The organism is Sorangium sp. So ce362 (assembly GCF_051519845.1).
Classification (GTDB): Bacteria; Myxococcota_A; Polyangia; order Polyangiales; family Polyangiaceae; genus Sorangium.
In genome coordinates this window covers 7,133,780-7,147,612 of record NZ_CP150332.1, presented here as the reverse complement: position 1 = coordinate 7,147,612, position 13,833 = coordinate 7,133,780, and the positions used below count along the sequence as shown (strand labels likewise).

Sequence of the window (13,833 nt, the reverse complement as noted above, 5' to 3'; positions counted from 1 at the left end):
CGCGCAGGCGCGGCGAGGCAGCGCGGGTGACCGTCGACGAGCTACTCGGTGGTGAACCGGAAGACGACCGTCTGCGCGTAGCGCTGGCCTGGCTTGAGGATGACCTCGTTCTTCCAGGCCGGGACGTTGATCGAGTTCGGGAACTTCTGCGGCTCGAGGCACAAGCCGCTGTACTGGTCGTAGACCGCGCCGCCCTTGCCCTTGATCGACCCGTCGAGGTAGTTGCCGGTATAGAACTGGATCCCCGGCTGATCGGCCTCGATCGTCAGCACCCGACCGGTCTTCGGATCCTTGACCCGAGCCGCCTCGCGGAGCTTGTGCGGGTCGCCGCTGATGACGAGGTTGTGGTCGTATCCGACCGGCTTGCCGCCCACGGCTTTCAGGTCCCTGCCGATCGGCTTGGCGGCGGTGAAATCGAGCGGCGTCCCCTTCACCGGCTTGATCTGGCCCGAGGGGATGTCGGTGGCGTCCGGCGGGGTGTAGCTGTCGGCGTGCAGCATCAGCTCCTGGTCGGCGACGGAGCCCGAGCCGTGCCCTCCCAGGTTCCAGTAGCCGTGGTGGGCCATGTTGACGATCGTGGTCTTGTCGGTCGTGGCCGACATCTCGACCCTGAGCTCGTTCTTGTTGGTGAGCGTGTAGGTCGCGGTCGCGTTGACCGTGCCGGGGTATCCTTCTTCCCCGTCCTTCGATACGTACGTGAGCTTGATGGACGGGCCGTCCGGCGTCTCGGTCGCTTCCGCGTCCCAGACGACCTTGTCCCAGCCTTTCTTGCCGCCGTGCAGCGTGTGGGCGCCGTTGTTCGCGGAGAGCTTGTAGGTCTTGCCATCGAGCTGGAACTGCGCGTTCTTGATGCGATTGGCCACGCGGCCGACCGTCGCCCCGAAGTACGGGCTGCTCTTCAGGTACCCGTCGAGGTTGTCGTGGCCGAGGACGATGTCGCCCATCTTCCCTGTCTTGTCGGGGACGTGGAGCTCGGTCACCGTCGCGCCGTAGGTCATCACCTTCGCGACCAGGCCGTTCGCGTTCGTGAGCGTGTAGAGGATCACCTCTTTGCCATCGGCGTTGCCGAAGGGCGACTTGGAGACGGGAGCGGGCTTTGCGTTCACTGCTTCACCACCAGGTAGCTCGGATCTGGCGGCCGGGGCCGCTGGAGAGGCGCCCGTCGCGGGGGCCGCCGTCGGCGCAGGCGGCGCTGCCGCAGGGGGCGTGTCGACGGTCTGCGCGCCGCCGCATGCGCCGGCGAGGCACGCCGTCATCGTCAATCCGAACCACGAACTCGTCCTACCTATCGCCATGCTGTTCCCTCCGCCTGGATTGTCTCACCTGGATCGGCCCCGCCTGAGCGCGCGCAGCGCGGGCGAGCCCCCGCGATCTCGCCATGGCTTGCGTTCACGACACCCGAGCAGAATCGGTGCAGAGATCGATCCCGATACCAAGGACCAAGAGTCCGGTGCGCACGACGGCTACCCGGGACAAACCGGCAGGACACCCTGAGACGAAATTGTGAGCGTTCACATTGTTCGTGTCAACTCAAATGAACCGGCGCAAGGCGAGCCCCGATCCCGAAATTGGAATCCACATCGAACAATACCGTGGCCCTGCGCCCGCCCTCTTGACGCGCCGCTCCGGAGGAGACTTGCCAGCCATCCGACTCCAAGCTGTGCCTGATGATGGCGCTCTCGCCGCTCGCGGCGTGCGCGTCGTCTTCCTCGACCACCGCGCCGCTACCCGAGGATCACTCGAGCGAGCGGGCACGCGAGCGGTGCCACGGTGTCAGCGGGGTATCGTCAGGTGCTCTGAGCCTGCGTAGTGCCCGGTTGATGTCCCGATCCTCGTCGCAGGCGGCGCGAAGGGTGCGGCATCCGTGCATCAGGGCGTCGACGGAGGAGCTAGACGGCCACGTGGAGGGGCTGCAGCACCGCCGGCGGGTGCTGCGTTTGCCCCGCCGAGCACCGCCCGCCGGAGCTGTTCTCTACGCCCGCGCGCTGTTCTCGAGCTCTGCACGCGCGGCGCTGACCACGGACATGAACTCGCGCGCGCGCTCCGTGAGGACCTCGTCCTTGCCCGCCGCGAGCGCCGCGGCGTCCACGAGCTCGCCGCCGACCCCGAGCGCCACGGCGCCGGCCTCGATGAAATCCCTGGCTGTCGTCAGGTTGACCCCGCCGGTCGGCATCATCTTCACCTCCGGGAGCGGCGCGCGCAGGGCGCGCAGGTACTTCGCGCCCCCCATCGCGGAGCACGGGAACAGCTTCACCGTGTCGGCGCCGGCGTTCCACGCGGTGATCACCTCGGTCGGCGTGAGCGCCCCCGGGAAGACCGCCTTCCCGAGATCGTGCGCCGCGCGGATGACCTCCAGGTCGAGCCCCGGGCTCACGATGAACTCGGCGCCGGCCTCGATGCACCGGCGGGCCGCGTCCGCGGTGAGCACGGTGCCCGCGCCGACGAGGACGTGGTCCCCCATCCGCGAGGCGATCTCGCGCATGGCGGACAGGGCGTCGGGGACGGTCATCGTGATCTCGACGACCTCGATGCCGCCCGCGCACAGCGCGCGAGCGGCCCGCACGGCGAGCTCTCCGCTCGGCGCGCGCACGACGGGGACGATGCCGATCTCCTCGATGCGGCGGACGACTTGCTCCCTGCTCATCGCTCGATCCTCGCGCCGGCTCCGCTCATGGCCCTCCGCACCTCGGCGAGCGACGCCATCGAGGTGTCGCCCGGGGTCGACATCGCCAGCGCGCCGTGCGCGACGCCGCACTCGAGCGCCCACTGCGGGCTCTGCTCGGTCAAGAGGCCATAGATGATCCCCGAAGCGAACGAGTCGCCGCCGCCCACGCGGTCCAGGATCTCGATGTCTCGCTGCGGGACCTCGTGGAACTCGCCCTCGTAGTACAGGATGCCACCCCAGCCGTTCACGCTGGCGGTCCTGGCCGACCGGAGGCTCGTGGCGACGACCGAGATGTTGGGGTACGCCGCGACGACCTCGGAGATCATCCGGCGGAAGCCGCTCGTGTCGAGCTGGCTGTAGCTGCTGTCCACGCCGGACACCTCGAAGCCGAGGCCCGCGACGAAGTCCTCCTCGTTGCCGAACACGCAGTCGACGTACGGCATGAGGGCGCGATTGACCTCGCGCGCCCGCCGCTGGCCGCCGAAGTTCTTCCACAGCGAGGGCCGGTAGTTGAGGTCGTAGGAGATCCGCACGTCATGCGCGCGCGCAACCTCCATGGCCTCGTGCGCCACGCCGGCCGTGGTCTCCGAGAGAGCGCAGAAGATGCCGCCGGTGTGGAACCAGCGCGCGCCGCGCTCGCCGAAGATCGTCTTCCACGGCACGTCGCCGGGCCTGAGCTTGGACGCCGCGCTGTGGCCGCGGTCCGAGCACCCGGCGGCGGCGCGGGGCCCGAAGCCGCGCTCGGTGAAGTTGAGGCCGTTGCGCACGTCCCGGCCCACGCCGTCGTAGTCGACCCAGCGCAGGAAGGACGTGTCGACCCCGCCCTGGAGCATCAGGTCCTCGATGAGGCGCCCGACGGCGTTGTCCGCGAGCGCCGTGACGATGGCGGTGCGGAGCCCGAAGCAGCGCCGGAGCCCCCGCGCCACGTTGTACTCTCCCCCGCCCTCCCCGACGTCGAACGTCCGCGCCGCGTGGACGCGGCGCTCACCCGGGTCGAGGCGCAGCATCACCTCGCCGAGGCTCACCTGGTCCCACTGGCAACCTTTTGCACTGCGAATCTGCATCTTCTTCTCCTCAACGGCTCATCCAGCCGCCGTCGACGACCAGCGCGTGGCCGTGGATGTACTTGGTTGCCTCTGCGCACAGCGCCGTCCTCGTCCGAGTGCTGGGCGGCTGACGACCTGCGGATCCGCCCCGCGTTGCTCACGAGGATGTCGAGGCGACCGAGCTCTGCCCCGCAGGCTGTGGAGTGAACGCCGCCCCTTCGATGCATGGATGAGTTATTGAACTAGCGGGCTGTTTGACAAGGCTTTCAACACAGTCTCCGATGCCCCATGCCGTGCGCGTGGCAAGCGAGCCGGCAGCGTGCGGCGCTGCGCTGCGACTATGCTGGAAAAATTATCGAACAGTTCTCCAGCGTCGCTTCTCCAGGGTTGGTGATCGATCCCGATCCCAGGGATGAAGAGCCGCCGCGCATGATGGCCTGCTCAGGGGAGCGCGAAGAGAAACCCCAAGACAAATTGTGAACGTTCACATTGCGAGTGTCAACGAAAAAGGATCGGCGCGAGGCCATCCTCGATCCCGATGGGCGCGCAGCGGCGGCCGGCCACGGCGCCCATGACCCAAGGTCGAGGAGATGGCGGGTCGCCGCCGCCGCGCCGTCGTGTTGGTCGACGGCGACGACCGGGACCGAATCGTCCAGCTCGCCCGCGACAGCGGTGATCCCAGATGCTCCCTACTGGGATAGGCCCTTAACCGGGGGCAAGCGGATTGGAAATTGGAATCTACATCGAACATAACCGCGGCCCGGTGCCCGCCACTCTTGCCGCGGCGCTCCGGAGGAGACTTGCCCGTCACCCGAGTCCGAGCTTGGCCTCAGGGGCGGATTGGTGTTGACATCGCTCATGTGAACGTTCACATTGAGGCCTCCTTATTCTGCTTTGCCATAAGGGGGTCGTCATGCGCAGCGACACCTCCGCTATCGGGATCGCGTTCGGCACCGACTCCAAAAAGACTCCACCATGAAAATACTCACGAGTATTCCGGCGACTTTCGCCAAGTTGTGCCTGATGATGACGCTCTCGCCGCTCGCGGCGTGTGCGTCGTCTTCCGCGACCACCGCGACGCCACCCGAGACGGCGGGCGACGCGAGCAAAGCGGCGGCCCCGCTGGCCGTGCCGGCGGAGCAGCGTGGTCCGATCCTCGACACGCACATCCATCTCTACCAGGTCACGCGTCCGGGCGGCGTCGTTTGGCCGGAAGCCAAGCAGAAGCCGATTTACCGCGACGTGTTGCCCCCGGAGTATGAAGCCATCGCGAAGCAGAATGGCATCATCGGCACCGGCATCGTCGAAGCCAGCCCCGTCGTCGACGACAACTTCAAGGTCCTCGAGGCGACGAAGGGCAACGACTTCTTCAAGTTCCTCGTCGCGCAGCTCGAGATCGGCTCGCCGAGCTTCAGCGCCGATCTGGCGCGCCTCGTCGCGGACCCGCGCGTGGTCGGCATTCGCGGCTTCCTCTGGAGCCCGAAGCTGGCGCTCGACGCCAAGCAACTCGCCTCGCTGGAGGAGCTCGCGGCCAAGGGCATGACCCTCGACATCATCAGCCGCGGCACCCTGAACCCGAAGGACAAGGTCGAGGCGCTCGCAACCGCGGTGCCCAAGCTCCGTATCATCATCGATCACCTGGCGGGCGCGAAGGGGCCGACGCCGGATCCGGCTTGGGTCGATGCGATGCAGCGGCTGGCCAGGCACCCGAACATCTACATCAAGTTCTCGTCGTTCTTCGACATGTACAACCCGGCCGCCACCGAGGACGATCCCTGGAAGGCGCCGACCGACCTCGCGTCGTACAAGGCGCACTTCGACGTGCTGATGAAGGCCTTCGGCGAAGACCGGCTGATCTGGGGCAGCAACTGGCCCGTGGTCGACATGGGTGGCAGTCTCGCTTCGGAAATCGAGATCGCCGAGCTCTACCTCAAGGAGTTTGGTCAGGAAGCACGTGACAAGGTCATGTACAAGAATGCGCAAAAATTCTACGCGCGTCACCCCTGAACAGCGGCGTTCCGAGCGCCACGGCGAAGGCGGCGCCTGCCGCCCCGCTCACGGATCGTAGAGCAACGCCACGTCGCTTCGGCTTCGGCCATTCGACATGGCGCTCTGTTCTTTAGCAGAACGAAGCGGCCCCGGCTGCGGAGCGCGCCGTGAAAGCCGCGAGTGAACGAAGTCGCTCAGTGAGGCAATGACATCATGAAAGCCCTGACGATCACGGGTCCGTCGGTTGCACAGGTGAGCCAGATCCGCGAGCCCAAACCGGCGCACGATGAGGTGTTGATCCGCGTGCAACGGGTCGGTTTGTGCGGCTCCGACTTGAACACGTTCTTGGGCAAGAACCCGATGGTGACGTACCCTCGGGTGCTGGGGCACGAGGTGGCCGGCACGATCGTGGAGCTCGGCTCGGGCGTCGAGGCGGACTGGCGCGTCGGTACCGACGTCACGTTCACGCCGTACACGGCGTGCGGCGGGTGTCCCTCGTGCCGCGCGGGACGGCGCAACGCCTGCCGCGACAACAAGACCATGGGCGTACAGCGCGACGGCGCGCTGACCGAGCTCGTGGCCGTGCCGTACCAGAAGCTCTTCACGTCACGGGAGTTGAGCCTCACGGAGCTCGCGCTCGTCGAGCCGTTCTCGGTAGGCTTTCACGCGGCGGCGCGAGGGCGCGTCGAGGCCGGGGAGACCGTGCTGGTGATGGGCTGCGGCGGCGTGGGGCTCGGGGCCATCGCCGGCGCGGTGAGCCGCGGCGCGCGCGTGATCGCGCTCGACACGCAGGACGAAAAGTTCGCGCTCGCCAGGGCGCTCGGCGCGCGGGAGGCGGTGCTCGGGAACGCCGATGCACGTGAGCGCGTGATGGACCTGACGAACGGCGACGGGCCGGATGTCGTGATCGAAGCCGTGGGCGCGACCGCGACTTACCGCAACGCGGTGGAGTGGGTGAAATTTTGCGGTCGAGTCGTGTACATCGGGTACGGCAAAGAGCCGGTGAGCTACGAGACCAGGCTGTTCGTGATGAAGGAGCTCGACATCCTCGGCTCGCGCAACTGCCTGAACGAGTTCTCGGACGTGATCGCCTTCTTCGAGCGACGCACGTTCGATCCGAACATCCTGATCTCGAAATCGATCCCCATCGAAGGCGTGCCCGAGGCGCTCGCCGACTGGGCTGCCCACCCCGGTCGAACGTCCAAGATCATGGTGGGCATGTCATGAGCGTGCGCGATTCGGCGCCTTCACTGAAGGGATTTCGGATGAAGACGATCAACCAGCTTCTGCAGATGAAGAACCTGCTCTCAAAGCACGACCCCGAGTCGACCGTGTTGCCGAGCGCGACCGGGAGCCTCGCGGACACGAGCCTCGCGTGGGTGCGCGCCCGCTGAGCCGCCGGAGCACTGACATGGGCAATCCGATTCTTCAGTTCGGCACGAGCCGGTTCCTGCAGGCCCACGCGGACCTTTTCATCTCGGAGGCGCTTCTCGCCGGCAGCGCGCTCGGGACGGTCACCGTGGTGCAGACCACGTCGAACCCCGAGAGCCGCGCGCGCGTCGATGCGCTGCGCGCGCGCGGGCGTCACCCCGTGCGGATCCGCGGGCTGTGCCGCGAAGAGGTCGTCGACACGACGATCGAATGCGGCTCGATCACGGAGGCGCTCGACGCGAACACCGATTGGCCGCTCGTGCGCGAGCGCTTCGCGAAGGATGCGCGCGTCGTGATCTCGAACACGAGCGACAGCGGATACGTCTGCTCGCCCGAGGACACAGCGACATTGCTCGCGCCCGGCGCGGGCGTGCCGCGCGGGTTCGCCGCGAAGCTCGTCGTACTGCTGCGCGCACGCTTCGAGGCGGGCGCCGCGCCGCTCACGCTGCTGCCTTGCGAGCTCGTCTCGAACAACGGTGACACGCTGCGTGCGCTCGTCGCCGGCGTCGCGCGCCAATGGGACGCCGATGCCGCCTTCCTGCGCTACATCGAGCACACGTGCATCTGGGTGAATTCGCTCGTCGACCGGATCGTCTCCGAGCCGATCCGCCCCGTCGGCGCGATCGCCGAGCCCTACGCGCTCTGGGCGATCGAGCGGCGCGAGGGGATGGTGCTGCCGTGCCAGCATGAAGCGATGATCGTGACGGACGACCTGCTCCATTACGAACGCTTGAAGCTGCTGTTGCTGAACCTCGGGCACACCTACCTCGCCGAGCGCTGGCAGCTCGGCGGGCGCCCCGCGGACGAGAACACGCTGCACGCGATGCGCGATCCGGCCTTGCGCGCCGATCTCGAGGCGCTCTGGCGCGACGAGGTGGTGCCCGTCTTCGATGCGCTCGGCAAGGGTGCTGCCGCGCGGGCCTACCTCGACGAGGTGCGCCAGCGCTTCCAGAACCCATTCCTCGATCACCGGCTCTCCGATATCGCGCGCAACCATGGCGAGAAGAAGCGACGCCGCTTCGGGCCCGTGATCGAGCTCGCGCACGAGCTCGGCCTGAACCTCGAGCAGCCCCGGCTGCACGCGGCGCTCCGCGCGGCCGTGCCCGCATGAGCATGCGAGGCTGCCACAGGCGGCTTCGCTCAATCGACGGGCCGCGCGAGCCGCCGCGATCGCCGCGCCGATAACCAAGACAACCCGATGCGGTCGCCGTTGCACCGCCCGCGCGACGTACCGCAAGGCAGCGCCGCTCGACGGGCAGCGCGCGAGAGCTGCCGATCGCACGAACAGATGCCGTATCAAAGGAGACATGCAGATGAGAAAGATGCGTTGGGTCGTGCTTCTTCTGTGCTTTCTCGCCGTCGCCATCAACTACATCGATCGCGCCAATCTGGCGGTCGCGGCGCCCCAGATCGAGAAGGAGCTCGGCATCGGCCCCGCCCAGATGGGGTTTATCATGAGCGGCTTCTTCTGGACCTACGCGCTCATGCAGATGCCGTTCGGCTGGTTCGTCGACCGTGTGGGCGCACGCATCGCGCTGCCGATCGCCGTCGGCTGGTGGTCGCTCTTCACCGCGGCGACCGCCGGCGCGTCGAGCGTCGCGGCCATGTTCGGCTGCCGATTGCTGCTCGGCGTAGGCGAAGCCGGCGCCTACCCGGCCTGCGCCAAGCTTGTGAGCCAATGGTTCAAGCCGCGCGAGCGCGCGCTCGCGACGGGCATCTTCGACAGCGGTGCGCGCGTCGGCTCGGCGCTGTCGATTCCCCTGGTCGCGCTCATCGTCGACACGCTCGGATGGAAGACGGCCTTCATCATCACGGGCCTGTTCGGCGCGGTGTGGATCCTCGGCTGGGTCGTCATCTACCGCAGCCCCGCACATGGCGACATGACGGGCGAGCAGGACGTCGTCCACGCAGCGCCCGCCGAGGACGCGCAAAACAACGTGACGTGGGCGTCGCTTTTCCGCCATCGCACGCTCTGGGGCATGATGCTCGGCTTCTTCTGCCTCAACTTCACCAACTACTTCTTCATCACGTGGTTCCCGAGCTACCTCGTGCAAACGCGCGGCTTTTCGCTCAAGTCGCTCGGCACGCTCGGCATGATCCCCGCGCTGATGGCGATTCCGGGCGGCTGGATCGGCGGCTTCGTCTCCGACGCGCTCTATCGCCGTGGCTGGAGCCTCACCGCGGCACGCAAGACCTGCATGGTCGGCGGCATGCTGGTGTCGTCGGCGATCACGTTGTCGGCAATGACCTCCAACATCTATCTGATGCTCGCCTTCTTCGGCATCTCCTACGCGAGTCTTGCGTTCGCTGGCGCCAGCGTCTGGTCCCTTCCCGGCGACGTCGCGCCCACGCCGCGCCATGTGGCTTCGATCAGCGGCATCCAGAACTTTGCGTCGAATCTGGCCGGCATCGTCATCACGACGTTCACCGGCGTGATGCTCTCGCTGACCAAGGGATCGTTCACGATCCCGCTCGTCGTGGCGGGCGGCTTTTGCCTGCTCGGCGCGTTCAGCTACCTCGTCATCGTCGGCAAGATCGAGCCGCTCCAGGTCGGCGCCGATCGCCGCGAGGTCCCCCAGCCCGGAGTTTGACAGAGAATTTTCGCCCAATAGCGCAGCATGAGGTCGTCCATCCGGCTCGGTGACCGGAGGAGGCTAGGCGGGCCGTTCGACGTGCGGCGGAGCGAGGCCGAGCCTGGCCTCCGACAGGCGCTTTCGGCTCAAAGGGTGACGCCCCGCTTCCAAAGTGCGATCTCGCGCTCGCCGTTCTCCTCGGCGCGGGTTGGACGGCCCGAGGCGGTGGCCAACACCAGGTCCATCAGGGCGTCGGCGGCCGCGTCCATGGATTCGCCCGAAGCGATGCGGCCGGCGTCGAAGTCGATCCAGCGCTGCTTGCGCTGGGCTAGGCTGGAGTTGGTGGCGAGCTTGAGGGTCGGCGCGGGGAAACCGAGGGGCGTGCCCCGGCCGGTGGTGAAGAGGATGACCGTCGCGCCGGCGGCTGTGAGCGCTGTGGACGAGACCGCATCGTTGCCGGGGGCCTCCAGCAGAGCCACGCCCGGCGTGCCGCGGATCTGCCCGCCGTAATGGACCACCTCGGTCACCGGGGCGCGGCCGGCCTTCTGCACCGCGCCCAGGGACTTCTCCTCCAGCGTTGTGATGCCGCCGGCGATGTTGCCGGGCGAGGGGTTCTCCGACACCGGCTCGCCGTGGGCGATGAAGTAGCTCTTGAAGTTGTTCACCACGCCGACGATGTCCTCATAGACCGCCTCGCTCTCGGCGCGGGTCATGAGCAGGCGCTCGGCGCCGAAGATCTCCGGGATCTCGGTCAGGATGGCCGAGCCGCCGGCGGCGCAGACCTTGTCAGCGATGCGGCCCACCAGCGGGTTGGCGGTCAGCCCCGAGAAGCCGTCCGAGCCGCCGCACTTGAGACCGATCACCAGGTCCGAGGCGGGGCAGGGCTCGCGGCGGTCCTGCTCGACGATCCTCACCAGTTCCTCGACGGCCTCGAGGCCCGCCTCGAGCTCGTCCTCGGCCGTCTGGGCGGTGAACGACCGCAGGCGATTGGGATCGAGGTGCGAGGCGCTCCCGAGGAGCGGGCCGAGCTGGTTGTTCTCGCAGCCCAGGCCGATGATCAGCGCTCCGCCCGCGTTCGGGTGGCCGGCCAGGGCCACGGTCATCCGGCGGGTGGCCTCGAGATCGCCCCCCAGCTGGGAGCAGCCGAAGGGATGGGTAAGGGCGTAGACCCCGTCCACCCGGCCCTTGAAGCGTTTGTCCGCCTCGGCGGCCACCTTCTGGGCGGTGCGCGAGACGCAGCCCACCGTCGACAGGATCCAGATCTCGTTGCGGGTGCCCACCCGCCCGTTCTTCCGCCGGTAGCCCATGAAGGTGCGGTCCTCGGTGGCAGGAAGGGGCTCAGGGTTCGTGGGCTCGTAGGCGTAGGTGTCGAGGCCGGAGAGCGCGGTGGCCAGGTTGTGCGTGTGCACGTGGTCGCCCGGCTGGATGTCCACTGTCGCCCGTCCGATTGGCCAGCCGTACTTCCGCACCAGCTCGCCAGCGGCCATCGCGCGCAGCGCCACCTTGTGCCCGGCGGGGATGTCGACGCGGGCGGTGATCGCGCCGGCCACCGAATCACCGGCGGTTATGCCGCGCACGGCGACGGCCACATCATCTCGGGGATCGATCTGCAACAGGGAGGCTGCCAAGCTCATGTCATCGACGGTAACCGGTGTCGTTTGGCGCGGCAAGTCTGCGCGACGCCGCAAGGACGGGTGTCGCGAGGAACCGCCATGGCCAGGCCGCTGATACTGCACGAAGACCGCCTGTCCCCGCCCGAGCTTGCGGCGCGGGGCGTCGCGCGGCGACGGTCGACGGCGGGACGACGCAGAACAACGACGCTTCGTTCACGATCGAGCGGGAATGCGATCGTGAAATTCACCGCCTCGTGCTGAGCTCCCCACCTCGCTGCTCGTGCTCGATTCCTCCGCGAAACAGTCAGTCGCCAATCGTATTCGCGCCGTTCAGGAGCGGTACGCCGAAGTTCGGCGTTCCGTCTGCGTTCCATTCGAGCCGCTGGACGCGCGTGTGACGGTTCGGGTCGTAGAGCGGGTCCCCCGTGATCTTCTCGTAGTTCCGCGCGTGGTACACGAGCACGTCGATCGATCCATCCGCCGAGGTCGTGAACGAGTTGTGGCCCGGGCCATACAGCCCGTTTGCGCTGACGAACACTGGATTCTCGTTCTTCGTCCACGAGCTTGCGCTCAGCAGGTCGTCCGTCGCGCTCCCCGTGAGCAGGCCGAGGCAGTAGCGGTCGTCCGTCGCGCTCGCTGAGTAGCTGATGAAGACCCGCCCATTCCGCTCGAGCACGGCAGCACCTTCGTTGACCGCGAACCCCGCCGTCTCCCAGGCGTGCTCGGGCCTGGCGATCCGCACGTTGGGCCTGGCCAGCGTCCACGGGTTCACCATGGCCGCGATGAACAAGCTGCTGTTGTCGCCCACGACGCTGGGGTCCTCCTGCGCCCACACGAGATAGCGCTTGCCGTCGTGCTCGAACGTCGTCGCGTCGAGCGCGAAGGTGTCCGAGTCCGTCACGATCTGCCCTCGCTCGATCCACGTGCCATCCATCGGGTTGGCCGATGAGTTCTCGAGCGCATACATGCGAATGGCCCAGATGTTGGTCGAGCTTCCGGCGGCGAAGTAGATGTACCACTTGCCGTCGATGAAATGTAGCTCGGGCGCCCAGATGTGCGCCGCCATCGGGCCGGTCGCGTGCTTCGTCCAGACGACCTTCGGGGTCGCGCTGGCCAGGCCTCGTATCGTGGTCGCGCGCCTGATCTCGATGTGATCGTACGTCGGCACGCTCGCGGTGAAGTAGTAGTAACCGTCCGTATGCCGCTTGATGTGGGGATCGGCGCGCTGCGAGATCAAATAGCCGAGCGGTTCGAGCGCGAACGACGCCTCCGAGTTCTCGACCGCCGTACCGTCGAGCACGTGCGCATAGATCTGGTAGTTCAGGTGCCGGAGATAACGTGTCGCATCTGAGTACCACTGCAGCGACACCATCGTCGGATCCCCGTTCAGCGCGGGCACGATCCGGAACGTGGCGTCCCTCCGGAACGTGGTGGTATCCGTGAACACGTCGATCCACAGAAGGTGACTCCTCTCTTCGGGTGGGGTCTGCCAGAGCCCGCTAGCCCGGTTGGACGTCTCATTCTGCAGCGGGTACCGGGTCGAATTCATCCTGTCGACGTGCAGGTAGCGACCGCCGAAACTCACAGGCTCGAACGACACCAGCGTCGGATCATCCGGGTTCGCCAGGCCGGGCACCACTCTCCACTGGAAGTCGGCAGGAAGCTGGTTGTTTGCCCTGTCGTCGAGGTTGGTGATCATCGCGTGATAATAGGAGTGCGCGACGTAGAGCGGGGCGTCCTCCTTGTGCGTCGTGCGAATCTGGTAGCCCCCTCCGACGTCGTCGTCGAGATTGGAGAGCTCGAGAACAGCGGGGGAGGCGAGGGCCGCATACTCGGGGTCCTCGCTGGCCGGTGAGTCGAAGACGACGCGTACGGGCTGAGCTCCGTCAACCTGCCAGTCATCGACGCTGCTCAAGGTCACGGTCTGCGCCGTGCTCCAGTTCGCCTCCGTGAACGTCAGGTCCGCATGGCTCAGCGTCGCCTCGGTCGTGTCGCTGACGCTGAGAGCGATCGTCACGGGCGCGCTCGGCTGCGATGCGAGGAGCACGGTGAATGTCACGGGCGCGCCGCGCTCGGCGAGGGTCCCCGACGGGTCGCTGACGACGATCGCTGCCGTCCCTGGACCGTCGTCGTCCGTGTTCGTGATGTCAGCGGACTCCGCGACGAGGCCGTCGCACGCTGGGTCTGCAGAGACCGAGGGCCCGAAGCGGACGCGGAAGATCTGATCCCCATCGCTCTCCGCATCGTCCACCCCCGTGACCGTGATCTCTCGAGGGACGCTCCAATCTTCCACCGTGAAGGAGATGGTCGCCGGCGAGACGAAGCCTTCGGTCGCATCCGAGCTCGAGACCGGCACCATGATCGGCGCGCTCGGCGCGCCGTCGAGCGCCACGCGCACGGTCACCCGCCCGCCGGACTCCGAGGTGCTGAGCGCTGTGCCCGCCGTCATGATCCGCAATCAATTGGTCGACGCGTCCGGCGCATCGGTCGAGGGCCCATCCGAGCACCCGACCACC

11 protein-coding genes are annotated in these 13,833 nt (G+C 67.3%); 6 read left to right on the top strand and 5 right to left on the bottom strand.

The annotated features are described in order from the left end of the window. Window positions 1-41 precede the first annotated feature (41 nt). The 3 genes from WMF17_RS27240 to WMF17_RS27230 all read right to left on the bottom strand — a co-directional run bounded on the left by WMF17_RS27240 (window position 42) and on the right by WMF17_RS27230 (window position 3,729). Entirely contained in the window at window positions 42-1,106 is a 1,065-nt protein-coding gene (locus tag WMF17_RS27240; RefSeq protein WP_437596077.1) for an aldose epimerase family protein, read from the bottom strand. A gap of 866 nt (window positions 1,107-1,972) precedes the next feature. Further along, window positions 1,973-2,644 carry a bifunctional 4-hydroxy-2-oxoglutarate aldolase/2-dehydro-3-deoxy-phosphogluconate aldolase gene (locus WMF17_RS27235; RefSeq protein ID WP_437596076.1) on the bottom strand — a complete coding sequence of 224 codons (672 nt, stop codon included), beginning with the start codon at window positions 2,642-2,644 and terminating at the stop codon, window positions 1,973-1,975. After that, the gene (locus WMF17_RS27230; RefSeq protein WP_437596075.1) at window positions 2,641-3,729 is read right to left on the bottom strand and encodes a PfkB family carbohydrate kinase; all 1,089 of its coding nucleotides are present in this window, start codon (window positions 3,727-3,729) and stop codon (window positions 2,641-2,643) included. Before WMF17_RS27230 ends, WMF17_RS27235 begins: the two co-directional genes overlap by 4 nt. Window positions 3,730-3,999: 270 nt before the next feature. On the opposite strand from WMF17_RS27230, the gene WMF17_RS27225 reads away from it, so the two are divergent. The 6 genes from WMF17_RS27225 to WMF17_RS27200 all read left to right on the top strand — a co-directional run bounded on the left by WMF17_RS27225 (window position 4,000) and on the right by WMF17_RS27200 (window position 9,722). Next, window positions 4,000-4,191, top strand: coding sequence for a hypothetical protein (locus WMF17_RS27225; protein ID WP_437596074.1), 192 nt, complete (start codon window positions 4,000-4,002; stop codon window positions 4,189-4,191). A gap of 495 nt (window positions 4,192-4,686) precedes the next feature. Beyond that, window positions 4,687-5,718, top strand: a complete 1,032-nt coding sequence (locus WMF17_RS27220) for an amidohydrolase family protein (RefSeq protein WP_437596073.1) — start codon at window positions 4,687-4,689, stop codon at window positions 5,716-5,718. Between the two features lie 195 nt (window positions 5,719-5,913). After that, the gene (locus WMF17_RS27215; RefSeq protein WP_437596072.1) at window positions 5,914-6,927 is read left to right on the top strand and encodes a zinc-binding alcohol dehydrogenase family protein; all 1,014 of its coding nucleotides are present in this window, start codon (window positions 5,914-5,916) and stop codon (window positions 6,925-6,927) included. Between the two features lie 38 nt (window positions 6,928-6,965). Next, the gene (locus WMF17_RS27210; RefSeq protein ID WP_437596071.1) at window positions 6,966-7,094 is read left to right on the top strand and encodes a hypothetical protein; all 129 of its coding nucleotides are present in this window, start codon (window positions 6,966-6,968) and stop codon (window positions 7,092-7,094) included. Between the two features lie 17 nt (window positions 7,095-7,111). Continuing rightward, a complete protein-coding gene (locus WMF17_RS27205; RefSeq protein WP_437596070.1) occupies window positions 7,112-8,242 on the top strand; it encodes a mannitol dehydrogenase family protein in 1,131 nt (376 codons plus the stop codon). A 202-nt stretch (window positions 8,243-8,444) separates the two neighbouring features. Then, window positions 8,445-9,722, top strand: coding sequence for an MFS transporter (locus WMF17_RS27200; protein WP_437596069.1), 1,278 nt, complete (start codon window positions 8,445-8,447; stop codon window positions 9,720-9,722). A 128-nt stretch (window positions 9,723-9,850) separates the two neighbouring features. Here the strand turns inward: WMF17_RS27200 and WMF17_RS27195 are convergent, their stop codons facing one another. Together WMF17_RS27195 and WMF17_RS27190 are read right to left on the bottom strand one after the other, a co-directional pair. Next, window positions 9,851-11,338, bottom strand: coding sequence for a UxaA family hydrolase (locus WMF17_RS27195; protein ID WP_437644066.1), 1,488 nt, complete (start codon window positions 11,336-11,338; stop codon window positions 9,851-9,853). Window positions 11,339-11,621: 283 nt separating this feature from the next. Then, entirely contained in the window at window positions 11,622-13,766 is a 2,145-nt protein-coding gene (locus tag WMF17_RS27190; protein WP_437596067.1) for a family 43 glycosylhydrolase, read from the bottom strand. Window positions 13,767-13,833 lie beyond the last annotated feature (67 nt).

What these genes read in the sequence shown, in the direction of transcription:
- WMF17_RS27235 (WP_437596076.1), bottom strand. Translation starts at nt 2,644, where the DNA reads ATGAGCAGGGAGCAAGTCGTCCGCCGCATCGAGGAGATCGGCATCGTC.
- WMF17_RS27230 (WP_437596075.1), bottom strand. Translation starts at nt 3,729, where the DNA reads ATGCAGATTCGCAGTGCAAAAGGTTGCCAGTGGGACCAGGTGAGCCTC.
- WMF17_RS27225 (WP_437596074.1), top strand. Translation starts at nt 4,000, where the DNA reads ATGCCGTGCGCGTGGCAAGCGAGCCGGCAGCGTGCGGCGCTGCGCTGC.
- WMF17_RS27220 (WP_437596073.1), top strand. Translation starts at nt 4,687, where the DNA reads ATGAAAATACTCACGAGTATTCCGGCGACTTTCGCCAAGTTGTGCCTG.
- WMF17_RS27215 (WP_437596072.1), top strand. Translation starts at nt 5,914, where the DNA reads ATGAAAGCCCTGACGATCACGGGTCCGTCGGTTGCACAGGTGAGCCAG.
- WMF17_RS27210 (WP_437596071.1), top strand. Translation starts at nt 6,966, where the DNA reads ATGAAGACGATCAACCAGCTTCTGCAGATGAAGAACCTGCTCTCAAAG.
- WMF17_RS27205 (WP_437596070.1), top strand. Translation starts at nt 7,112, where the DNA reads ATGGGCAATCCGATTCTTCAGTTCGGCACGAGCCGGTTCCTGCAGGCC.
- WMF17_RS27200 (WP_437596069.1), top strand. Translation starts at nt 8,445, where the DNA reads ATGAGAAAGATGCGTTGGGTCGTGCTTCTTCTGTGCTTTCTCGCCGTC.
- WMF17_RS27195 (WP_437644066.1), bottom strand. Translation starts at nt 11,338, where the DNA reads ATGAGCTTGGCAGCCTCCCTGTTGCAGATCGATCCCCGAGATGATGTG.
- WMF17_RS27190 (WP_437596067.1), bottom strand. Translation starts at nt 13,766, where the DNA reads ATGACGGCGGGCACAGCGCTCAGCACCTCGGAGTCCGGCGGGCGGGTG.